The sequence below is a fragment of the Rhizobium sp. 01T417 genome, from assembly GCF_056398905.1.
This window is the reverse complement of record NZ_JBFTQH010000014.1, coordinates 62,393-85,072: the sequence shown is the minus strand read 5'-3', so window position 1 is coordinate 85,072 and position 22,680 is coordinate 62,393. Positions and strand designations below refer to the sequence as shown.

20 protein-coding genes and 3 pseudogenes are annotated in these 22,680 nt (G+C 57.0%); 18 read left to right on the top strand and 5 right to left on the bottom strand.

Annotated features, from left to right (window positions below; all coding sequences use genetic code 11):
- Positions 1 to 48 precede the first annotated feature (48 nt).
- From AC1DPR_RS15880 to AC1DPR_RS15860, 5 genes are read left to right on the top strand one after another with little or no spacing between them, the layout of a single operon-like run.
- On the top strand, positions 49 to 1,635 hold the full coding sequence (locus AC1DPR_RS15880) for an ABC transporter substrate-binding protein (protein WP_477816658.1): 1,587 nt from the start codon (positions 49 to 51) through the stop codon (positions 1,633 to 1,635).
- 6 nt (positions 1,636 to 1,641) lie between these two features.
- On the top strand, positions 1,642 to 2,739 hold the full coding sequence (locus tag AC1DPR_RS15875; protein WP_113470376.1) for an ABC transporter permease: 1,098 nt from the start codon (positions 1,642 to 1,644) through the stop codon (positions 2,737 to 2,739).
- Between the two features lie 5 nt (positions 2,740 to 2,744).
- Positions 2,745 to 3,680 (top strand): ABC transporter permease, encoded by a 936-nt coding sequence (locus AC1DPR_RS15870; RefSeq protein WP_113470397.1) that lies wholly within the window; start codon positions 2,745 to 2,747, stop codon positions 3,678 to 3,680.
- Entirely contained in the window at positions 3,677 to 4,534 is an 858-nt protein-coding gene (locus AC1DPR_RS15865; RefSeq protein WP_113581058.1) for an ABC transporter ATP-binding protein, read from the top strand. The genes AC1DPR_RS15870 and AC1DPR_RS15865 overlap by 4 nt, the downstream gene beginning before the upstream one ends.
- Positions 4,531 to 5,283 carry an ABC transporter ATP-binding protein gene (locus tag AC1DPR_RS15860; RefSeq protein ID WP_113488844.1) on the top strand — a complete coding sequence of 251 codons (753 nt, stop codon included), beginning with the start codon at positions 4,531 to 4,533 and terminating at the stop codon, positions 5,281 to 5,283. Before AC1DPR_RS15865 ends, AC1DPR_RS15860 begins: the two co-directional genes overlap by 4 nt.
- 113 nt (positions 5,284 to 5,396) lie before the next feature.
- Here the strand turns inward: AC1DPR_RS15860 and AC1DPR_RS15855 are convergent.
- Positions 5,397 to 5,561: pseudogene (locus AC1DPR_RS15855) on the bottom strand (GntR family transcriptional regulator); the annotation flags it as partial.
- On the opposite strand from AC1DPR_RS15855, the pseudogene AC1DPR_RS15850 reads away from it, so the two are divergent.
- Together AC1DPR_RS15850 and AC1DPR_RS15845 are read left to right on the top strand one after the other, a co-directional pair.
- Positions 5,561 to 5,659 (top strand): annotated as a pseudogene (locus AC1DPR_RS15850) (short-chain dehydrogenase); the annotation flags it as partial. The pseudogenes AC1DPR_RS15855 and AC1DPR_RS15850 sit on opposite strands and share 1 nt — an antisense overlap.
- Before the next feature lie 481 nt (positions 5,660 to 6,140).
- Positions 6,141 to 7,205 carry an AraC family transcriptional regulator gene (locus AC1DPR_RS15845; RefSeq protein ID WP_477816657.1) on the top strand — a complete coding sequence of 355 codons (1,065 nt, stop codon included), beginning with the start codon at positions 6,141 to 6,143 and terminating at the stop codon, positions 7,203 to 7,205.
- Between the two features lie 159 nt (positions 7,206 to 7,364).
- On the opposite strand, the gene AC1DPR_RS15840 is transcribed toward AC1DPR_RS15845, so the two are convergent.
- Positions 7,365 to 7,616, bottom strand: coding sequence for a hypothetical protein (locus AC1DPR_RS15840; protein ID WP_018856342.1), 252 nt, complete (start codon positions 7,614 to 7,616; stop codon positions 7,365 to 7,367).
- An 814-nt stretch (positions 7,617 to 8,430) separates the two neighbouring features.
- Between AC1DPR_RS15840 and AC1DPR_RS15835 the strand changes: the two genes are divergently transcribed.
- A complete protein-coding gene (locus tag AC1DPR_RS15835) occupies positions 8,431 to 8,727 on the top strand; it encodes an ATPase inhibitor subunit zeta (protein WP_477816656.1) in 297 nt (98 codons plus the stop codon).
- A gap of 268 nt (positions 8,728 to 8,995) precedes the next feature.
- Entirely contained in the window at positions 8,996 to 9,355 is a 360-nt protein-coding gene (locus AC1DPR_RS15830; RefSeq protein ID WP_113470370.1) for a VOC family protein, read from the top strand.
- Between the two features lie 57 nt (positions 9,356 to 9,412).
- On the opposite strand, the gene eutB is transcribed toward AC1DPR_RS15830, so the two are convergent.
- Together eutB and adhP are read right to left on the bottom strand one after the other, a co-directional pair.
- Positions 9,413 to 11,767, bottom strand: coding sequence for an ethanolamine ammonia-lyase subunit EutB (gene eutB / locus AC1DPR_RS15825; RefSeq protein ID WP_018856346.1), 2,355 nt, complete (start codon positions 11,765 to 11,767; stop codon positions 9,413 to 9,415).
- A 208-nt stretch (positions 11,768 to 11,975) separates the two neighbouring features.
- Positions 11,976 to 13,001 (bottom strand): alcohol dehydrogenase AdhP, encoded by a 1,026-nt coding sequence (gene adhP / locus AC1DPR_RS15820; protein ID WP_018856347.1) that lies wholly within the window; start codon positions 12,999 to 13,001, stop codon positions 11,976 to 11,978.
- Positions 13,002 to 13,319: 318 nt separating this feature from the next.
- Between adhP and AC1DPR_RS15815 the strand changes: the two genes are divergently transcribed.
- The 8 genes and pseudogenes from AC1DPR_RS15815 to AC1DPR_RS15780 all read left to right on the top strand — a co-directional run bounded on the left by AC1DPR_RS15815 (position 13,320) and on the right by AC1DPR_RS15780 (position 18,179).
- Positions 13,320 to 13,529, top strand: a complete 210-nt coding sequence (locus AC1DPR_RS15815; protein WP_018856348.1) for a cold-shock protein — start codon at positions 13,320 to 13,322, stop codon at positions 13,527 to 13,529.
- A gap of 454 nt (positions 13,530 to 13,983) precedes the next feature.
- Positions 13,984 to 14,433, top strand: coding sequence for a BA14K family protein (locus AC1DPR_RS15810; RefSeq protein ID WP_018856349.1), 450 nt, complete (start codon positions 13,984 to 13,986; stop codon positions 14,431 to 14,433).
- 162 nt (positions 14,434 to 14,595) lie between these two features.
- A pseudogene (locus AC1DPR_RS15805) lies at positions 14,596 to 14,812 on the top strand (hypothetical protein); the annotation flags it as partial.
- A gap of 585 nt (positions 14,813 to 15,397) precedes the next feature.
- Positions 15,398 to 15,682: a DUF982 domain-containing protein gene (locus AC1DPR_RS15800; protein WP_018856351.1), complete on the top strand. Its 285-nt coding sequence runs from the start codon at positions 15,398 to 15,400 to the stop codon at positions 15,680 to 15,682.
- Positions 15,683 to 15,965: 283 nt separating this feature from the next.
- Positions 15,966 to 16,238: a BON domain-containing protein gene (locus AC1DPR_RS15795; protein WP_018856352.1), complete on the top strand. Its 273-nt coding sequence runs from the start codon at positions 15,966 to 15,968 to the stop codon at positions 16,236 to 16,238.
- Between the two features lie 89 nt (positions 16,239 to 16,327).
- Complete coding sequence (locus AC1DPR_RS15790) at positions 16,328 to 16,747, top strand: DUF72 domain-containing protein (RefSeq protein ID WP_477816655.1); 420 nt, start codon at positions 16,328 to 16,330, stop codon at positions 16,745 to 16,747.
- A gap of 153 nt (positions 16,748 to 16,900) precedes the next feature.
- Complete coding sequence (locus AC1DPR_RS15785) at positions 16,901 to 17,251, top strand: hypothetical protein (protein WP_477816654.1); 351 nt, start codon at positions 16,901 to 16,903, stop codon at positions 17,249 to 17,251.
- Between the two features lie 655 nt (positions 17,252 to 17,906).
- Positions 17,907 to 18,179 carry a GNAT family N-acetyltransferase gene (locus AC1DPR_RS15780; RefSeq protein ID WP_477816653.1) on the top strand — a complete coding sequence of 91 codons (273 nt, stop codon included), beginning with the start codon at positions 17,907 to 17,909 and terminating at the stop codon, positions 18,177 to 18,179.
- A gap of 562 nt (positions 18,180 to 18,741) precedes the next feature.
- Here the strand turns inward: AC1DPR_RS15780 and yghU are convergent.
- On the bottom strand, positions 18,742 to 19,632 hold the full coding sequence (gene yghU / locus AC1DPR_RS15775; protein WP_018856357.1) for a glutathione-dependent disulfide-bond oxidoreductase: 891 nt from the start codon (positions 19,630 to 19,632) through the stop codon (positions 18,742 to 18,744).
- A 1,598-nt stretch (positions 19,633 to 21,230) separates the two neighbouring features.
- On the opposite strand from yghU, the gene AC1DPR_RS15770 reads away from it, so the two are divergent.
- Positions 21,231 to 22,673, top strand: coding sequence for a glycosyltransferase (locus AC1DPR_RS15770; RefSeq protein WP_477816652.1), 1,443 nt, complete (start codon positions 21,231 to 21,233; stop codon positions 22,671 to 22,673).
- The last annotated feature ends 7 nt before the right edge of the window (positions 22,674 to 22,680 follow it).

The following is a 22,680-nucleotide window of genomic DNA, read 5'->3' as shown; positions in this document are numbered from 1 at the left end:
TCTGTTAAGCCAGGGCGATTTGACGCCCCAAGATTGGGAGGTCTTGAAATGCTGAGGAACCTGTTGGCAACGGCTGCAATGGCCAGCGCATTGATTGTCGCGCAACCTTCACTTGCGGCATCCCCGCCGAACATGCTGGTGATCGGTACCAATCTGACCGGCATCAGAACGCTTGATCCGGCGCAGAACAATGCGCGGACAGTCTCCGAACTGATCTCCAACCTCTACGATAACCTCGTGCAGTTGTCGCCGGACGATCTGAAGACGTTAAAGCCGATGCTCGCGACGAAATGGAGCGTGTCGGACGACGGCAAGGTCATCAGCCTGACATTGCGCGAGGATGCTGTCTTCCAAAGCGGCAATCCTGTCACGGCAGAAGATGCTGCCTGGTCGATCCAACGCGTCATCAAGATGGGTCAGGTCGGTTCGACCGATATCGCGCTATGGGGCTTTACGCCTGACAACGTCGAGAAGCTTGTACGAGCCAAGGACGAGCGCACGCTCGAGATTGAACTTCCACGACCCGTCAATACCGATCTGGTACTCTATTCCCTTGCCGGATCGTCGATCGGCATCGTCGACAAGAAGACGGTGCTGTCGCACGAGGCGAACGGCGACCTTGGGGGCGCTTGGCTGTCGGCCAACTCGGCGGGAAGCGGGCCGTTTGCGCTTGCCCAATGGCGTCCAAACGATGTTGCGATCTTCAACGCACAGAAGGCCTATTGGGGTGGTGCCCCGGCCATGGCGCGGGTGGTTGCCCGACACATTCCTGAATCCGGGAATCTCAGGCTGCAGCTTGAAGCAGGCGACGTCGATGTCGGACAATATCTGGCAAGCGGCGATCTCGATGCCTTGTCCACGAACAAGGAGATGGTGATCGACAACGTTCCTGGCCTCGGCTTCTATTACATTGCCCTCAATCAGAAGGATCCGGATCTTCAAAAGCCCAAGGTTCGCGAGGCCTTCCAACATGCGTTCGACTGGAAGGCGATTTCCGGAAACATCATGCGCTACACGGGCTTCCCGTGGCAGTCGATGATCCCGCGTGGGATGATGGGCGCTCCCGACGAGGCGGCTTCCCGCTATGACTACGATCCTGCCAAAGCCAAGCAACTGCTTGCAGAGGCAGGGTATCCCAATGGATTGAAGAAGGTCCTCAATCCGTCCGGAGCGGCAACCTTGCCGTTTGCCGAGGCGCTGCAGGCGAGTGCGCGCGTCGCCGGACTTGACCTTGATCTCGTGCCTGGCGAATTCACGCCAGCGTTCAGGGAGCGGAAATACGAAGTCCTGCTCGGAAACTCGGGAGCCCGTCTTCCCGACCCCTTCGCTGTTGCCACCCAGTACGCCTACAATCCGGACAACAGCGATGAGGCACGTCTTGGAAGTTACTATCTATGGCGGGCCGGAATGAAGGTGGACGAACTTAACACGCTTGTCGATCAGTCGATGAAGGAACGTGATAGCGGCAAACGCACGGAAATCTTCAAGAAGATGGATAGCGTTTATTCCGGAATGGATGCCCCGCTCGTCATCTTCTTCCAGCGGACGGACCCTTATGTCATGCGTGCCGCAGTCAAGGGTTACCACGGCCACACCACATGGTCGACGCGCTGGCACGACGTAACCAAGGAGTAAGGGGTCGTGGCGAATGCCGATCTAGTATCCAAGCGAGATTCCGACACCACTTTCAGCGAAGAAGAAGTGGCCTATGCTGCGCCGCATCCACTCGCAATCATTCTAAGACGATTGGCAGGGCGCGTGGTGGCGATCGTGACCACGCTCCTCGGCCTGCTCTTTCTTACCTTTTCGATGGGGCGGTTGCTTCCCGCCGACCCGGTGCTTGCCATCACCGGGCCGGAGGTCAGCAAGGAGGTCTATGACCGTGTCTACAACGAGCTGGGACTGGGGCAGCCGATCCTCGTGCAATTCCTGAGCTATGTCGGAAGGGTCGCGACGGGCGACCTTGGAACATCGGCAACGACCGGACAGCCGATCCTCACCGACCTATTGGCGATCTTCCCTGCGACAATCGAGCTTGCAGTCATCGCCATGATCGTCGGAGCACTCGTCGGTGTACCACTCGGCATCACCGCTGCCGTCAGGCGCGGCACCGTCATTGATCACGTTGCACGGATCGTTGCGCTGGCCGGTCATTCCATTCCGATCTTCTGGACCGGCCTGATGGCGCTTTTTGTCTTTTATGCAAAGCTTCAGCTTGTCGGCGCATCGGGACGCGTCGACGTATTCTATGAGGGGCTCGTCACACCTGTAACCGGCTTTCTGTTGATCGACTCTGCGGTTGAGGGGCAGTGGGACGTGTTCCAGAGTGCGCTTGGCCACATCATCCTTCCCGGCGCCATCCTTGGCTACTATTCCGTGGCCTATATCAGCCGCATGTCGCGCAGCTTCATGCTCGAGCAGCTCAGTCAGGAATACATCGTGACGGCCAGGGCAAAGGGGCTCGGGCGGCGCAAGGTTGTCTGGCGCCACGCCTTCAGGAACATTCGCGTGCAGCTATTGACGATCATGGCGTTGACGTTCGGGGGCCTTCTGGAAGGCGCAGTGCTCATAGAGACCGTTTTCGGATGGCCGGGACTTGGCCAGTATCTGACGCGCGGGCTTCAGATGAATGACATGAACGTCGTGATGGGAGCAGTGCTGACGATCGGCGCCGTCTTCCTGACGATCAACATCCTTTCGGATGTGCTTTACCGCATCCTTGATCCGAGAACACGGTGACGCCGATGACGATGTCCACAGAACAAGCCGGCCGCATAGACGGCGGCCGCTTTAACAAATGGCTACACGCGCCCGAACCCCAGGGCTGGTTTCAATCGAGCGCGCAGCAATTCCATCAGGGCTGGCTGAAATTTCGCCTTCACCCGCTCGGCCTGGCAGGGTTGGCAATCATTGTCCTTTTGATCCTTGTTGCGCTCTCCGCGCCACTCCTGACGGCTTACGATCCGATCGTCCAGGACATGGCCGGACGCCTTTCGCCACCATCCGCGGAGCACTGGCTCGGGACCGACAATTTCGGCCGTGATGTCTTTGCCCGTATTGTCTACGGCGCCCGCACGACGCTCTACATCATTATTCTCGTCTCCGTCATCGTCGCACCAATGGGACTTTTAATCGGTACCTGCTCGGGCTATTTCGGCGGAATTGTCGATGAAGTGCTGATGCGCATCACCGACATCTTCCTGTCATTTCCCGGGTTGGTGCTGGCGCTCGGGTTTGCAGCAGCCCTTGGTCCGGGCATTACCAATGCCATCATCGCGATCTCGCTCACGGCCTGGCCACCGATTGCACGCCTTGCGCGCGCAGAGACGCTCAGCCTGCGAAAGGCCGACTTCATTGCCGCCGTGCGGCTCCAGGGAGCAACGCCTGCAACGATCATCACCCGTCACATCCTGCCGATGTGCATTCCCTCCGTTATTGTGCGCGTGACACTGAATATGGCGGGCATCATCATTACGGCAGCCGGCCTCGGCTTTCTTGGCCTTGGCGCGCAGCCCCCCCGGCCCGAGTGGGGGGCGATGGCGGCGACCGGCCGCGAATTCATGCTCGACAGCCCATGGGTCATTGCAGCACCCGGCATTGCAATCGCCCTCGTCAGCCTTGCGTTCAACCTCGTCGGCGACGCGCTTCGCGATGTTCTTGATCCGAGGGGTTCGCAATGAGTACGTCACTTATCGACATTCGCAATCTCGAGATCGCCTTCGGACACGGAACAGTGAGGGCCGTGCGCGGCGTCACCTTTTCACTCGGACAGGAAAAACTCGGCATCGTTGGTGAGTCTGGATCGGGAAAGTCCACGGTTGGTCGCGCGATAATGAAACTCTTGCCACCGACCGCAATCGTCAGCGCTCAGCAGATGACTTTTCAAGGCGTGGATCTGCTCAAGGCCGACGAGCGCGCGATGATGACGATCAGAGGACGGCGGATCGGGTTGATCTTGCAAGACCCGAAATATTCGTTGAACCCCGTCATGCGGGTGGGCGAGCAGATCGCCGAAACCTATCGCTTTCACTATCCCAAAGCCACGGCGAAACGGGCCTTCGAGCAGATGCTCGCGATGCTGGATGCGGTCAAGATCCGAGATGTTGAGAAGGTGGCTCGCCTCTATCCGCACGAAATATCGGGCGGCATGGGCCAGCGCGTGATGATCGCCATGATGCTGATCGCCGAGCCCGAGGTCTTAATCGCAGATGAGCCAACCTCGGCGCTTGATGTCACGGTGCGGCTTGAAATCTTGGCATTGCTGGATGAGCTCGTTGCGCGCCGTAACCTCGGTCTGATTTTCATCAGCCACGATTTGAACCTCGTTCGAAACTTCTGCGACCGTGTCCTAATCATGTATGCCGGCAGGGTCGTTGAGGTTCTCAAGGCCCGCGAACTGGAATCCGCAAAACATCCCTATACGCAGGGTCTGCTTGCGTCGCTGCCCTCGATCGAAAACCCGCCCACCCGCTTGCCGATCCTGAAGCGTGACCCGGCCTGGTTAAATGACAACGTGCTGGAGTTGCCGCGGTGATTGAAATCAGTAACCTCACAGTCCGCTTCGGCGCCAACCTAAGGCCGGTCGTCAAAAATCTCAGCCTTGCTGTTGGAAAGGGCGCCGCGTTTGGGCTCGTTGGCGAATCTGGCTGTGGAAAATCAACGGTTCTACGCGCCATGTCCGGCCTCAATCCACAATACGAGGGACGGATCAGACTGGACGGCGAAACGCTGGACCGCCGGCGCGACCGGCCATTTTTCCGGCGCGTCCAGATGGTGTTTCAGGATCCCTACGGATCACTCCATCCCCGCAAGACGATCCGCTCACAGATCAAGGAGCCGCTCCGCAATCAGGGGCTTGCTACCAATTCGATTGATGTCGATGCAGTTCTCCGCTCGGTTGGGCTCGACCCGTCACTCAGCTACAGATTCCCACATCAACTCTCTGGTGGGCAACGCCAGCGTGTTGCGATCGCCCGCGCCTTGGTTCTTGATCCGGCCGTTCTGCTTCTCGACGAGCCGACCTCTGCGCTTGATGTCTCGGTCCAGGCTGAAATTCTCAATCTTCTGGACGATCTGCGGAAAGATCGCGGCCTGACCTATCTGCTCGTCAGCCATGACCTGGCCGTCGTCTCCCACATGTGCAGCACGGTCGCAATCATGGAAGCTGGCGAAATCGTTGAACAAGTCGAGATCGAGCGCTTGCGGCAAGGTGCGGTCGAACATCCCTATTCACAGCGTCTGCTGCGGGCCAGCAGGCTCTATGGCAAACAGGTCACGCCATGACGTAGGGCTGTGCTGACAGGCTCCTGGGGCTTGCGGGCTCCGAACACATGATGCCGGCGGATGCGTCGTATTATGACCCGGTCCCATAGTCGCTATGCTTGAGATCGTCGTGATCACTCAGCAGCTTTGAGCGGCCCCAGTGCCACGTCGGTCGTGTAGTTCTCGCGCATGAAGTTGATGAAATTCTGCTGGAATTGAGGGGTATGCGCATGCGCAAGCTCATCGGCAAGTTCGACGTTGCGCTCACGGATCGCCTCTAGCATCTGCCCGTGCTCATCCTGATGAGGTCGCGGCGCTGGTTGCCTTCCTGGTTTCGGAAGAAGCAGCTTTCATGTGCGGGTCGCTCGTTGAAATTACTGGTGCGCAGGCGGTCGCGCAATCGCACTTTGCCGTTTGTTTGCGGAAGAAAATGGATGCTGTCAGGCGCTTCGCGGTCGATTAGGGGGGCTGCGCCGGAGCCGCCGCCACTCGGTCTGCGCGTTCCTCCCAGAACGCCTCACCGTGGACGTTGCGATGACGACACGAGCGGCGGCGACATCCCGGCGGTGACCATACCCCCCACTTGGTCCGCCGGGAAAACTGATGGACTGCTAGATGCATCTATCAATCCAACCCACGAGAAGCGCACGAAACCGGTACCCCTCGACTGTGAGGCGGCGTTTCAATCGTGCGATCGACATTTACCCGTTGTCGGCGGTTATATTGCGTTGAGAATCGCTCGGCTTGTGATGTGCTGACATTAATTTGCGGCAGCTGCCACATCTCTCAGGTGCGAGAGAAAGGAAATGCCACCGGTTGAAGTTTGCGAACAAGTACAAACAATGGCAGTATTGCAGCTTCGGGGGGGGACACCGCTCATGGCCGGGCAACGCGAACCTGACATTCAAAACCTGATCAATGGACCAACTTCATGGGGACTGGCCACGCGCCTGGCAGTTCAGCATCTGGAACGTGCTGGAATTGAGGTTGCGCCTTTGCTGTCGCGGTCTGGCCTTTCGAGCGCAGCGATCGCAGAGCGCCGGCGAATTCATGTCACCGCGCAAATGCATTTCCTGCAGTTGGTCGCTCATGTTTCGAAGAATGCTTGGATGGGTCTTGCCTTGGCCAAGGAATGCGACTTACGTGAAATGGGGATGCTTTACTACGTGATGGCCTCGTCACACGATCTGAATGACGCCTTCATGCGCCTTGGAAGATATGTCCGCCTTGGAAACGAGGCACTCGTCGTGCGGCTTAAGGAGAAGCCCGCATGTTCTGTCGAAGTCTCCTACACGGGGGTGCAGAGGCATCGCGACCAGCACAACATGGAGTTGCTGTTATTTGCCCTTGTGCGCCTCTGCCGCAAACTCGTCGGACGGGATCTTTCGCCGCACAAGGTGAGATTTGTTCATCATAGAACTGGCGACCTGACCTATATCCGGCGCGTGTTTGGATGTGAGGTCGAATTCGGAGCAGAAACGGATGAAATCATTTTCAACGCCGGAACGCTAGAGCTCCCGGTCGTTGGAGACGACCCATTTCTCAACGAACTGATACTGAAGATGTGCGACGAGGCGATGACAACCCGCATGGCCAATACCAGCCGGTTCCGAACGATCGTGGAAAACAATATTGCGCCACTGTTGCCGCATGCCGAGGCGTCCATAGGAACCGTTGCAAAACGACTTGGTTTGAGCGAGAGGACATTTGCTCGTAAATTGGCGGCCGAGGGCCTAAGCTTTAGTGAGGTCCTGGATCAAATGCGCCGTGAGCTTGCGATGCGTTACCTCGAAGACGATCTTCAGGCGTCCCAGATTGCCTGGTTGTTGGGGTTTCACCATCCGAGCTCCTTCAGTCACGCTTGCCGCCGTTGGACAGGCAAGAGCCCGCTTGAATTTCGGCGCGCTCCTGTCCAAATCCCGACAGTCGAAGCAACAGCATGATGCTTTTCCTTTTATACGCAAACTCGGACCGCATCTCTCGTTCCTGTCAGGCTCATTTATCCCGGTGACATACGCGCGACATGCCAGTCGGCCCTTGTGACGTGCCGTTCGTCGCATGGCGCCGACGTCGCCATCTGATCTGCTTGCGCAATGGCCAAGCTATTCCGTTGCTTTTGCGCAGATGGCGGAAAGCGTGGAGGGCGGTTGCGTCGAGCTTTGGGTGAGCCTGCCGGGCTCCTGTCGCATTGCTTCGGCGCGGCGCATGAAGTCTTCGGCCGTGCCGACCAAGGGGAAGTCGGCGGCGAAGCTGCGGGCCACGAGCAGAGCCTGCTCGCGACCGCTGTTGTTCCACGACACCCACACGAAGCGTGACAGGTGCTCGAATTCTTCCCGCAGCGTTCTCGCTGACATCAGTTCCTCCTCCAGAGGCGTTTTTGGGGGCGGGCGCGATGGCGAGACTTCCCGGTCTCCTCGGTGCGCGTAGCAGATTGGTCACATCTTCGACCGTCAGCCGTTCTGCACGGGGGCACTTTTGCAAGTTGCGCTTTGATTGAACGGAAGGACCCATCCGGCCGCAGTACAACCGGCAATGCAACCAGATCCCAGCCCTCCGGTCGCATTGCCGTGCATTGACACTCAATTACTTCGTCTCCGCGCAAAACCAGTACCGTTTTCGGCCGGTCGAAATCTTGCTGCCGGAAGACAATTGTTTGCGTTAGGCTGCCACGGGTTCACAGTGTGCGGATTAAGCACTCCTGTTCAGACAGAAACGCTGATGGATCAGGTTTAGATAGTCATCCGCACCGCCGACCCACGGAGCGGCAGTTGTGGCTTCAGGCCATCGGCATAACGATACGCGGCGATGGTGATCGCGAGTGTAATCAAAAACTCTGGCATCGGATCAGGTGGGTCATGCAAAAGTTCCCCACCTGAGCACAAGCGGGGCGAGGAGAGCATTTGGACATCAAAGAAACGGCAACGAAAGAAGCCGCCATTTCAACCCATCAAAAAAGCAACGCTGGCCTTTGTTCCGACTAAAATCGAGAAAATGCCACGCCATTCCAGCCCTCAGCTGGCGCTGCGTCCAGAGAAAGTTCGCCGAGCACGCAGCGTATTATTCAAGGGCCAGTTCCATTCATCGTCTTTGTCGGGATCGCAGACAAGGATATGATGCAGGCAGACACGCAACGGAGGGTTTTCGATGGCTAGCCTTCGGATAGATGTGATGAGAATGGTGAGGCGCAACAAGCTGGTTGGTATCTGGGCGGCGGAAAAACTGGCGCTCGCCGACGAAAACGCGAAAGCATACTCGGATGAGCTTGCCAGAGGGGCAGCCGACGTCAACCGCAACGATATCCTTGCCATCATCCGGAGAGACTTCGACGCGGCTGGTGTGGATCAATCGGATGAGGATATTCTGGCAGTTATGAACGTCTGTTGGCTTGAGGCTGGAAATCAAACAGAGACGTCGGATGCCAGTGACGGTGCGCTTGTGCAGATTGCGCGCAACCTGGTGAAGTAAAATCTGGTTACACTCTGCGTGCCAGAGAGGCGGTGGAGAGGCGGAGCTCCCGGTGGTCTGAGGCGCCGCGTGGGATGGTATTCTGTGACCGTCCTCTGTTTCGCGCACGTTCTTATTTGGTTCACCGGAGGAAATTGGCGAACCGATCCATAAAATGGCAGTCGGCGCGCTTATGTGCATTGCCGCCCATTGGAGCTGGCTTCGATCTTTTCCCAAAAAGGCCTCCGGTGCTATTCGGATATCGGTCACAACAAGCTGGAGCCTATCTATGTCCGAGAAGCGAAGGGTCGTCGCCGTTATACCTTGCAACAATCTCGCTGCGAGCGAAGACTTTTACGGCCTGCTGGGCTTCCGTCGCGATCCGGATTCTGAGGACTACGGCGATTACGTGATATTGACGGACGACGGAGGCGCCGAAATCCACCTGACGAAGGCGGCCGAGGACTGGCTCGTTCCCGGCAAGAGTCCGTTCGGCATCTACTTCTACGCTGACGATGTCGAAGAACTGGCGGCCCGGCTAAAAGGCAGGCTTCTTTATCCACCAGTCAAGCAGCCATGGGGCATGTTCGAATTCGCCGTGTCCGATCCGGACGAACACCTGGTGCGCGTGGGCCGGAGGATCGATTGATCGGGTCTGGACCTGCGGTCCTGATAACGGGGAGAGGAGCACCCGTACGCGGCCTTTCTATTCCCCGTAGCGACGGCTGCCGTTTACATTCCGTCCGACGATTTCCCTGATGATGGTCAGTGTTTCTCTGGCGGCTTCGTTGGGCGGCAGGGCCGTGTCCGCGACATTGCTGACAAGCTTGGTGATGTCGTGATCGATATCCTTTTCGGACCATCGCTTGCCCTTGGCGACAGTAATGTAGACCGAATAGGCGTGGTGCATCGTCCCTGGTCGCTCGCCGATGATGTGAAGAATGCCTCGGAAGCTGTTGGGATTTGCCCTTGCGAAAAGTACCTCCCCGATCCTGTATCCGGCTCTCACCCTTCCGCTGGTAACAACAATGTTCTTGTTGCTCATTGCGACGCCAGCTGTGGCCAGCAGCCGGCGCATCTCCTCGAGATACGGTGCAAGATGTCCATCATCCATGATAGCCTTTGCATTTAGTCCGTCGGAAATGACGATCTGACCTTGAGGGATATCCTCTCCCCAGGCATCTCTCAGTCTTTCGACGTCCCGCAATCCTTCCGCGTTCAACATCTCGCCGCTCATGGGATGGGCTATGTAGTCATTGCGATCCCTGGACTGTGTGTGCACTGAAACGGCATCGGGAATGCCGGCGATAAACTCGGGCGTGAATTCGGTCCAGAGGGACTGCTTCGCATCCTCGTACAAGCCTTTGACCTTGGTCGAAAGCGTATGATTGAGATCCCATCTGTTCCTTCCATGCCCTGTGGCAATGTCGACCCCTCGCTTCTCAATCTCCCGCATCTTCTGCCGGCCTTCCGCATAGACCTGCTCACGCGATCTTTTGTCGCCCTTGGCCAGGCGATATTGGAAGTACACCCAAAGGGGATTTCCATAATTCGCCGTGTAGCGGTTGTCCTTACCCACCACGCCGAGCCGCTTGTAGAAGTCCCAAATCGCATCGTTGACCTTAAAGCCGAACTTTTCGCGCAAGCGCACGTGATCCTGAAACGATGTGGTGAGGTAGCTCAACATCGGGTCGTTCTTCGTTGGCAGCGCGATCAGATAAGCGGGATTGGCCGGCATAATCTGATCCTGGCACCAATCCAGGTCATCAAGGCTCACTGTCATGTGCAATGTCGTACAAATGTCCAGACCGATGGTAAGGCCATGGAGCTTGCCCATGACCAAGTCTTCGAGACAGCATCTCACGAGTTGGTCTCGGCTTTTGAAAACCTCCGGCCCGATGAAACCGGCGACATCATTGACGTGAAGCCAGGCGCCCTTGGGCTGCACCTTGGCAAGCTCCAATCCTACAGCCCTGCTGAAGCCGTATTTTCGTGACTCAAGAACCATCATGTCGACGCCGTTCGCCGCCCCGTTGGTAAATTCCGAGCCCTGTCCGGTTTCAAAGTAGAGGCCATATCGCTGCCCCTTCTTCGCCCGCGCATATTTCAGGATCTTGTCGATCGTGATGTCGAAGATCTTGTTGCAATCGTCAGTTCCCGCAAGGCTCTGGAACATCGTCGCGACGGTTTTGGGGAAGCTGTCGCCTACCTCGGCCTGGACATCGATGTGCGAGAGGACGCACCACGGGATCACATCCTGCAGCTTGAAGGTGTCGACAATGTCCTTGAGCGCACGTTCGACCGTGGCGACGCTGTTGACCGTACTGTCAACAGGATTGGTGCCGATGACGATGTCGCCCGTGGCATACGAAAATGCGTCGAAGACCTGCCAGATTATGTCGTCGGGATGGTCCGTCGGTGAATTGGGCTGGATGCGTGCGCCCATGTATCCCTTCGCGCCAAGCTTGGTGCCAGGCATTGCGTTAAAGATCTTTCGGCTGACGGAAACGAGCTCTTCATTGTTCATCAATTTCGGCACGCAGCCGATGGTGTCGCTGGTCAGGCCATTCATGACACCCCTAATCTCGTCCTCTGGCTCGGCGAGAAGAAATTCCTTCAATTCGCCCATGGTCCAGTCCTTGACCTTTTCGTACTGGGCCTGGTCGGTGGTCTGCCAGATGAGTTGTTGCAGATCATCCTGAAATAATGGCCTCGCGTAGAGGTCTGCGAGCTTGGTATTCGTCAACAGAATGCGTGCATATCGTCGCGTCGCATCGTTGTCGGCGCCAACGCCGATGGCTTGATCTCCCTCCTTGAACTCATTGGCAGCACCGATAATCTGCTGGTATATGGTCGGTTCAAAACTGCCCTTCATTCTGGAGATGTAGGTAAAAATATCCTCGCCTTGTTTCACGTCTTTGATTGAGAATGCATCCGGCTGGGACGCGGACTTGGCGCCATTGCTGTAACTGGCGATCGTCGCGGCGGCGGTTCCCGCCACCAGCAGAAGATCTCTTCTGGATAGTCCGTCACGCGCATCAGACAACAAGCCCTTGTTCATGGCGATACCTTTCCGTGGGTCAAAGGTCATTGGCTCTGCTATGCCTCGAACCGGCTGTCGGAGTGAAAACCTCCCGCAGCGGCACGGTTCTGAGCTACCTAAGGTCGTTTCGCAACTGAGCGGATCCCCCCGCAAGATTTCCGATCGCAATGCCGCCTTGCGAACCCTGTTGTCCAAAATCGGAACCGCCGGTTGGCTGGTACAAGCGTTACAATCTCATGACGATGCGACCGTCGATCTTTCCCGCTTCCATACGGTGGAAAATGTCATTGATGCTCTCGAGACCCTCCCAGGAGAAATGAGGTATGACTTTTCCTTCGGCCGCGAATTGCAGCGATTCCTCCAGATCCTGGCGCGTACCGACGATCGATCCCCGAACTGTTATGCGTTTCAGGACTGTTTCGAACACAGGCAGCGATATCATCCCCGGTGGCAGGCCGACGAGTGCCATCGTCCCACGCGATCGCAGGAAGCCAAAGGCCTGCTCCATGGCGGCGGGGGAGACCGCCGTAACGAGAGCCCCATGTACACCGCCATTGGTCGCCTTCCTAACCTGCTCGACGGCGTCGCCAGCCTTGCAGTTGATCGTGACGTCCGCCCCGAGCTGTTTTGCCAAAGCCAGTTTCTCTTCGAAGATGTCGGCGGCGACGACATGCATGCCCATCGCCTTGGCATACTGGACGGCCATGTGACCCAAGCCTCCCACGCCCGAAATGGCAACCCATTCGCCTGGGCGCACCTCTGTCTCTTTCAATCCCTTGTAGACAGTGACGCCCGCGCAAAGAACCGGGGCAGCGGGGCCGAACTCCAAATGGTCAGGCAGTGTGCCGACGAACTCAGGATCAGCGAGCCCATACTCGGCGAAGGTGCCATTAACGGAGTATCCGGTGTTCGACTGCGAGGCGCAGAGTGTTTCCCAACCGGTTCGGCACTGCGGGCAGTAGCCGCACGCGCTGTGTAGCCAGGGCACGCCAACACGGTCGCCCTCCTTCACTCTCGTGACACCGGCGCCGACTGCCGAAACATAGCCAACGCCCTCGTGCCCCGGTATGAATGGTGGACTCGGCTTCACCGGCCAATCCCCATTGGCTGCATGGAGGTCGGTATGGCACACGCCAGTCGCCTCGTATTTGACGAGTATCTGCCCCGGATGCGGAGATGGCACTGGCACATCTTCGATCACCAGGGGTGTGCGGAACTGTCGAACGACAGCAGCCTTCATCATCTGACCCATGAGTTGCCTCCAACTGGAAACGAGACGCCGGTCAATCTGAAGCTGCGTCGTGGGCCAACGATGCGCGGGATTGCCGAGAGACCGCGCCTGGTCCACAACGCAAAACACAGTAAGTCACGTCCCGATATCGTCGCAAACGTAAACCTCTTCCGATCGGTCGACAACAATGAAGCGGCGAGGGGGCCTTCGGCAGTCATAGGTCGGGCGAAATATCCTGGCAGAGAGCAGCCTCTGGACCAGCGGATGAGGCCCATATTTCCGCTTGCGTAGGCTGCACGTCGGCTCCATGTTGATCGTATTCTTAGTCTGGAGGTTATAATGGCAACGGGCACGGTGAAATTCTTCAACGAAGACAAGGGGTTCGGTTTTATCAGTCCCGAGGGGGGCGGCAGCGATGTGTTCCTGCACATCTCGGCTCTTCAGGCGTCTGGGATCCAGACCATCCGCGAGGGGCAGAAAGTCTCATTCGACACGGAACCGGATAACAGAGGAAAAGGCCCGAAGGCTGTCAATATTGAACTGCGGTGACGGATCGCCTGTCATTGGCCCGCCTGGCGTATGGTGACAAGGATATATCGTCGATGCCGATGCCGGCATACTGCAGATCGATGGGTTTGTTACTCTGGGCTGTCCCGGCTGGAAGGTGATGACGCAGCTAACCTGATGACAGTCGCGACGTGGTATCTTTGAGAGGTGCGGCTCTAACAGGGCGCAACTGGACACCCAGCATCCTGTACAGGACGAAATCTCCTATGCCAGAGAGGGACAAGCTTAGCTCTTCGAAGGCAATGCCTGCGCTTCTCTCGCGATCGCGGGCCGCTTTGGATTACAGGGTTCTGGCCAAGCTGGCCTTGAGCGATCATAGGAGCAGTGAGGTAAAAGACAGCCCTTCTGGACCGTTGACCGCCCACTGGAAATCAAGTGCGACATCGTCCTTTCCGCGGTATGATGGTGGACTGCAAAGTTGACGGAAGGGAAGCCGATGAAAAGGCTAGCATTCGTTGCCGTGTCGCTTGCGACGGCGTTGGCGAGCGTCCCGCCGGCCATGGCATTCCCCACCATCGTCGCCCCGAAGATCGATTCCCCGCGGGCGCAGCCGGTGGACTATCATGGCGGCCACGGCGGTTACTACAACGGCGGATACTATCACCATCATGGCAACGGGGGGTGGGGCTGGGCGCTCGGCGGTCTCGCGGCAGGCGCAATAGTCGGCGGATTGCTGGCGCAGCCGAACTATTACGCGCCTGACTACTACGATCCGGGTTACTACGGCCCGTCTTATTATACGCCTCGATATTATCGCAGAGCGTATTACGGTGGCAATGCGCATATGCGCTGGTGTTATGCGCGTTATCGATCCTACAGGAGTTATGACAACACGTTCCAGCCCTATTATGGCCCACGACAGGCGTGTTTCTCGCCTTACTACTGATGGCACGCACGGACGGTCGTCTCCACAGATCAAGGCGATAAAGGCGGGGCCGAGGGCTGTGCCCTTTAAGAATGAAGCAAGCTTTTGCGATCGTCGAAATTCGCGGGCCGGCAACCACGATGATTTACCCGATATGCGCAATGTCGGCATTGGCGCAAAGCGCGTGCGGACGCATTACTGTTTGGGACGCGCAAGCGGCGCCTGATTGCCATCGATCCAGCACGGATACCGCTTCGCCTGGCACTTCGTTTCCACAAGCTCGGGCGCTCGGGCGCCGCGCGGATCCTGTTCTCCTATCTGCGGCGCGGTCTTCAGGCGAGCGGTCGGGTGGCTTGCCTGAGGATCATGCGGTTTGCCGGCGCCGAGAGTGCGGCAATAGTCCATGACGAGAAGAGGCGAATCCCGAATCTACTTCTTTGAACTCGAACGGACGGAAGAGCTTGAAAAAGAACCGGCGCACACCAAATAACGCCTCACTACCCGTTTCGATGATCCTTGCCGAGCAGATTTCTGCCGGCTGCGGTCGTCCGGGTTTGGCAGGGCGCTCCCCGCAAGGGTCGAGCGCCCTGCCTGTTTTAGCCTGTATTTTCTCGGCCATGGACAGCAACATTGTCCTGGATCTCACGGCTCCAATGCATGGCGGAGATTGGCATCTCCAGACAATCGGCGAAACTCGATCTCCGCGATCAATGTCGGCTGAGCGAAGGCTAGTCTTCCCCATTGAGGGTTCGGCCGGCCATCTAGCCTTCAGTTTATCGACGCCACTGAGCCGACGTGGAAGCCTGCTTGCGTAGTCAGTGGAAGTATTCGAGATAAGGCATTGAAATAATCAATAATATGACTCTTGCAGGTCTTTAACTCAGGTCATCCTTTCATTACCGCAGGAATAAATTTCTCGACTTACCTAGACGAATGCGAACCACTCCACCATTTGCTGACGCTGCACCTGGCAAGGAGTTCATCAATGGACGCTGTTCTTCCCGTTTTCATCAGGCCCCTGACAGTGGAAATCGGCGGCACAGGCAACTATCGTCATGCCGAGACGGTCCAAGAATTGGCTCAAATGCTTGTGGGCGGGAAGTGGCCTGCAAATGGAAAAGCATTCCACAGCGCGCTCTGGCGGTCGGTGGAAGCCATCGAATGCTATGTCGATGCTGAGACGGCGCGCTGTGCCTTCGTGGAGGCGGCTCACGAAGCCGGTCTGCATATCGTGCCCGATGATCAGAGCGAGATGAAAAAGGCCAGCTAATAGACTGTGCTCGTCCCGCGGCTCAATCATTTCTCAATGACCAGTAGACGGCTCTATCCGTGTGAGAAGCAATTGATCAAGTAACTGGCCTTATGCCATTTCGAACGATGCGGTGACGTTCAACGGTGCCCGCACTCCGTTCCTCGAACACGACAAGATGCCCGTGATCCAGCGTCCAGCTTGGGTGAGCGATGGGTCGTCGCCTCTCATTCAGACCTAAGTCCAACGCCCGAACTTAATGATCCTTCGACTGTTTCTTAAGGGAACAGAAGGAGAAAAGTCGATGAAGTTCGGATCAGACAGTTTTAGCCATGAACAGCATTGCACGAGCGGTCATAGTTCGGCTGCGACTATTGCATCCGTTGAAGCGGCAATGTCCGCCGACCCCGATCTGGATAGCTCTGCCATCACGATTAAGATGCTGGGTCCTGTCATCCTGCTAGAGGGATACATCAATAACTACGCCGAGCGGGAACGCGCAACTTCAATCGCCGCGTTAATAGTCGGACCAGAAAATGTCCAGGATCGAATGCTAGGTCGCATTATTGGACATTAGGGTCATCAGTCGTGGTTCTCGGTTATTCGTGATGCGCATTTTTCGCAGGCCCGGAAAGTGGATGGGCGTGCAGGAACAAGAGCTTCCTCTTGTCGTTTCTTACGATGACGAAACTTGGGGCTGTTCGCATTGGCTGTCTGGCTGGACGTACGGCCGACTTTGTCTATTGCCGCCTTTATGGGTCCCAAGAACTCTATGTCAGCGGCAATGACGATGACGCTTTGAAAACCTGGGCGGAGCGGGTTACTGCATGGGCCCGCGGCGAAGAGCCCATTTACGCGGAATGGGTTACCGCGCCGCTTTCCCCGTCCCAAAAGGGGCGGGATGTTTACCTCTATTTCGACAACAACGTTGAAGTTCGAGCGCCTGCCGATGCGCATATGTTGGCGCAGCGTCTTGGGCTCGTGGTTGGCGCAGAAAGCAATGATGTTTCGACGGGAGTACCTAAAAAGCTTAGCACGCTGGAGAAGCCGCGACGGCATTGGCCGCCGATATGTAGCGCACCCTAATCCGTCCGAGGCAGGCGCAATGATCTTTCATTCTCGACCGGCTCTGGCGTGGAACCGGATTGTGGGTCAGTGGCACACATTATCACGCTCTAGCGCTTGACGTGGCCGGTGGAGTTGCCGATCACCGTCGAACAGCACAGCAAGAGGGATCGAATGCCACATTATCTCGTGATGCACACGTCACTTGTCGAAGCCGAAAACGAGGAGGCCGCCGCTCGGAGAGCCTTGCTGACGATCAAAGAGAGCAAGGAGATTTCCTTTTCTGTGAAGTTTGATGAGGCCAGCGTGAGACGGGTCGTCGTTTCAACTGCCGATATTCCGTGCGACCTGCGGCCATTAGCGGGCGATCCTGAAAAACCAGAAGAGGAGACACCCGCCGACAGTATCGACGGAGCGCCTCCCGAGGCCTCGTTCTATGCTTTCACTGATCGAACGAAGTTCGCAATCGCATTGATACTTTTCATCTCTGGCTTGTGCCTTGGGTTGGCGTACCGCGTCGCGTAATACGGTCCAGTTCAGCGGGTCAGCGGAAATGACCCCAAGCGCCAGCCTGGCGTCTGGCGACTGCCTCAGTGAGGCAGCCGCCGTAAGGGGGCGAGCATGATCCGGCTCGGTTGGCGGGCTGAAAATGGTTTGCGACTTAAAATGGATCTACATCCAGGCTGAAGGTGTGGCCGAAAAGCCCGAAGCTATAAGGAACCCTGGGAACGTCGTGGTTTTTTAAGGATGATGGGTCGATCTCAACCGCAGTGCATAAACACTGTGTTCCACTTGCATTTTAGTAGTTACTTAATCTTTATGCGTCAGATTTTCATTTGTCACGGGTAGGTTATCGTGGCGCAACATCACATGCTAAGGGCTCGCCTCAGGTATCTCGTGGCGAGCCTCTTTTGTTAGCGCGCTGCGGGGTTGCCGACACGGCGTTCTGCGTCAGTGACAGTACTTGCTGCATCATCCCCGAAACCATTGATCCCGCTGGCACAGGAGGTGATTGGCAGCCTCAACAAGCATGTGGCTATCAGAGCCGAAATGATCTCCATTTCCAACTTCTTCGGTTCCTTCGATTGTTGCTGCCTGGACGAGGCTAGCGACGCTTCCGCTGGGCGTTAATGCCGGATTGTTGCTCGGTTACCCCGACGCCGACCCGTCGGTAAGTTTGATGACGACAATTGTGTCGATAGGAGTGCGACGCATCGCAATCCAAGGACAGGAGATCGCTGGATCCTCGAGATCGAGGCGATGGGCGTTACGTGGTTCTGGTTTCTGGGTCGAGCAGGAGTTTAGAGGATTGGGCGTTGCCACGAAGCTTAGGTCCAAGGCTGTTGCGTATTTGAAGAGCCGCGGTTGCACGGGTATTGTACTGCATTCGTCAAAAGCAGGAGAAGCGCTTTATCGCAGTCTTGGCGCGAGCCGGCACATGAAATGCGAATGACATTTGGCACCGATGATCAGAATGCCGCAAACATCTCATCAGAACGTGGAACATAGCTGCCTCATCGAGGTTGAGGAATTCGACAGTGGCCATTTCCTCGAGATGGCATCGTCCTATCTAGCAGTCAAAGCGCTCGTACGGTGCCGCACTGAACGGTTTGTGAAGCAGAACGTTTCTCTTTCTCGCGCAGACAAGAGCAGGTGAAAATCTATTCATCGGCGCGCGAGCATCCTGCGCTGCAACTGCTGTATGCAGGATTGGACACCACGGGATGCGGCTCAGGAGTGCGAATGACACGACGACCCCCGCGAGGAGAATGGAAATGACAGAGCACGGCAACAGAAAATCCTCGAGGTCGAGCAGGCAGCAACGGCTCGATGCTTTCGAAGAAACGACGCGCTTCGCTCGCCAGAATGCGGAGGAAGAGCGCCGAAAAAGGGAAGAAAAAAGCGAGCGACTTCGAAGGGCACGGCTGGAAGCGCAAGATCAAGATCGGCAGGTTTGACGTGCGCCTGCAGCCAAAACCTTCGCAACCAACCGATTAAAGACGGCCCCTCTGCCTCTAGCCTACCTTATCCTGTGTTTGCGTTTCGAAGTCGGAGGCATCGTGTCGTTCATGGAGTTGTTCTGAAGGATCGCCGTTGATCCGGTTGACCATGCGGCCGCGCTTGACCGCCGGCCGGCTTGCGATCTCAGCAGTCCAGCGCTGCAGGTTCTTATAGGTCTCAACATCAAGGAAGGTTGCGGAGTCGCCGTATGCCTTTCCTTGCGCGAGGTTCCCGTACCAGGGCCAAATTGCGATATCCGCAATCGAGTATTCGTCGCCCGCCATGAACCGGTTGCCTTCAAGATGACGGTCCAACACGTCAAGCTGACGCTTCACCTCCATCGAAAAACGGTCAATGGCATATTTGATATGCATTGGAGCGTAGGCGTAAAAATGGCCAAAGCCGCCGCCGAGGTAGGGCGCCGAGGCCATTTGCCAGAACAGCCAATTCATCGTCTCCGTCTGTGCCTTGTGCTCCTGTGGTATCAGGGCGTCAAATTTCCTTGCCAGATAAAGAAGGATTGATCCGCTTTCGAACACCCGTGTCGGCTCAGCTGTAGAACGGTCCATCAGTGCTGGAATCTTCGAGTTTGGATTGACCTCCACAAAGCCGGAACCGAACTGGTCGCCATCGCCGATCCTAATCAGCCACGCATCGTATTCCGCTCCGCTGCGGCCGAGCGCAAGCAGTTCCTCCAGCATGATAGTGACCTTCACGCCATTCGGAGTTGCCAGCGAGTAGAGTTGCAGGGGATGCGTTCCGACAGGCAGAAGCTTATCGTGGGTGGGGCCGGCAATGGGCCTGTTAATGTTGGCAAACTGTCCGCCGTTGCCTTTTTCCCAATGCCATACCTTTGGCAGTTCGTACCCGGGAGGGAAATTATTGGCGGAGCTATTTTCAGTCATACTAGATCCTCTGTTGGGCAGTCATGGGCAGGCACATAGGCTTCAGTTGTTATAAGGGAACGCGACACGAGAATGCCGCGCCCGGCACGCCGTTCGCGACTGCGGTCCGGGTCGGTTTCACCGGCCCTATAGGAACGATGTTTGACGGCGTTAATCGAGAAAGCTTGTGCCAGTAAGCTCGGAGCTACTGGAATAGTTTTCTCCTCGCAAGGAGGGCGCGGGGACGTCGGTGCGAACTGCGGAGCTTGTTATTTGGCGACAGTTATTCTACTCTTCCTTGTAGGTTTTTAGCCTAAATCCCGGATTGGAGCGTCTCGCATGCTGAAACGTGTTTCCGTCCTTTTCTCGGTCTTTTTGACGGCATGCGTGCCGTCCTGGACGTACCAACCCTTTGCGCCAACCAATGCCCGTAACTGTCAAAGTGCGCCACCGAGTCGAGCTGAATCTGCCGATTGGCGCCGGGCACAAAAGCTGAACACGCGTCAATCCTATCAGGCTTTCCTCGCAAAGCATCCTCGCAGTTGCTACGGCAACTTGGCAGTCGAAAAGATGAAGAAGGGGGTTCAACGGCAACCTGTTGCGGTACGGAAGTTGGACACCCAATCCGAACGGGGCTGGGGCCGCGGATCAGCCTATTAGCGCTCGTTCTGTTCTCTGCCTCGCGAGGCTGCGACCAGCGCGGTGGAAATGTCTCGCTGCGTCGGGGTATTTGAAACCGGGTTCAAGCTCATTTGAGGGTAGGGTATTCCGAGTGCAGCAAATAATCTCGGGGTTGGCTGATGCATTTTGACGTTGTTCATGCTGCCGACCCACGATTTCTTGGCGGTACGTCGAGCGCACTGAGAGCCGAGCTCAAGGCGGCGAGACAGTGGGAAGTGAGTTGTGGGCTACTGCCCATCCTCGGACAGCGCACCCGCGACTTAGGCGTCTTCGACAGTCGCACGGCCACCACAATTGAACAATCGAATACCGTCTGGCTAACAGGGTCGGAAGAGGCAACCTGCGACATTCTTCTGGCTCACCATCCTGCAGTTTTTGAGCGTATGCCGAGTTCGCCGGTGCGCTTAAGACCTCACCGCGTCGTTTGCGTGGTTCATCATCCTCTGTTCGACGGTAATCGCGTTCCGCAATACGATCTGACGGTCGTGGGACGCGTATTGGACAGGCTCTTTGGTGTTCCAGTCGCGTTCGCTCCCGTCGGGCCAAAGGTCCGGTCGCAGTTCAACAGTATTGGGACCGACAGTCCTCCGCTTCTCCGACACGATTTGTATAATATGGTCGACGCCGCTGAATGGGCGTCGCCGGAGCGATCAGCTCCGGCACGTATCGTGAATCTGGGACGCCACACGAGGGGAGACCCGGCGAAATGGCCCAGTTCTGCAGATGACCTGCGGGCAGCTTACCCTGACGCACCCAATTTTGCCATCAAGGTGTTGGGCGGCGTCCCAGAGCCAATCCAGCCGTGGATCGGCTCAAACTGGCAGATCAGTCCATTCGCGCAAAACAGCGTCCCAGACTTTCTCAGACGCCTTGATTTCTATGTCTATTTTCACAGTCGGCAATGGGTGGAAGCCTTCGGAGTATGTATCGCAGAAGCGATGGCCAGCGGTTTGGTGACAGTGCTTGACCCTTCATTTGAAGGCCTGTTCGAAGATGGCGCGGTCTACTGCAACATTGCAGAAACGCGAAGCGTCATCGAGCGCCTCATTGCCTCTCCTTCGACCTATCTCCAACAATCAAATGCCGCGAAGGAGCTCGTCCGAAGGAAATTTGCGATCGATCAATATCCGCAACGCATGGCACGCCTCTATGATGATCTTGAGCTTCGCAGGGCTTCTTGGCTGGAAAACAGCCGGACGGCGGGCAGCGGATGTTCACCTGGCAAGACTGCCGAAAGTGTGACGCCTGAACCCGCCCCGCGACGTATAGGCAAGAAGCGCCGTGTGCTACTTGTGGCGACAAACGGCATCGGGCTCGGTCATATCACACGACTGATGGCGATCGCGGAGCGGCTGCCCGATGATACGGATCCGATTTTCTTTACTCGATCGGCCGGATCGGCGTTGGCCCACGCGCGAGGTCACGCTGTCGACTATACTCCTTCCGGTTTGGCAATCGGCGTAACGGATGAAAGCTGGAACAGGGCTTATGCGCAGGAGTTGGTGACGGCAGTGGAGGCGTTTGATGCCTCGGCGGTGGTGTTTGATGGAAACAGGCCGTTTCCAGGGTTAATTGCCGTTGCCGAATGCCGACGCGACCTCGCCTGGATCTGGATCCGGCGTGCGTTGTGGCGTCTTTCCCACAATTTCGAGCCGGGCGTTCAGGACATATTCGACATGGTGATCGAACCAGGCGAATTTGCGCATGACGAAGACCATGGTCCGACCCGCGATATGCCCGGGGCAGTTGCTGTTCCCCCAGTGCTTCTGTTGGATCCGGGTTCCGGCCTGCCCAGGAGCGAAGCTGCCGCCAAGCTTGGCGTCAACCCGGACCGGTTCACGGTTGCAGTACAACTGGGCTCGCAACGCAATTTCGACCTGCAGGATCTCCCAAGTCTGATCTTCGCCGATCTGGCCAGACGGAATGTGCAGACGGTTCAGGTCCTCAATCCGTTGGCGCCACCTCCCAAGCAGGAATGGCCGAGCGTTTTGCGGACAAGCGTTTACCCCTTGGCTGAGTGCGCCAGCGCGATCGATCTTCTTGTCACCACCGCGGGGTACAACAGCTTCCATGAGAGCATCCTGGGAGGGATCCCCTCGATCTTCGTGCCCAACCAGGCGCCGGAAATGGACGATCAGCATCTTCGCGCCGTTTATGCCCAAACTGCGGGCCTGGGTCTCTGCTTACGGTACTCGGAGTCGGATCGTGTGACGACAACGCTCGACCTGGCGCTATCAGATGCCTTCCGCACCGAGGTTCGCCGGCGTCTGGGGCGCCTGAATTTCGTTAATGGAGCCGCCATGGCCGCGAAAGCGGTCGAGCAGCTTGTCTTCAGCATCCGCGCTGACCGTCCCTTGCATGCCGCGATTGCTCGAATGTGAGCTCATG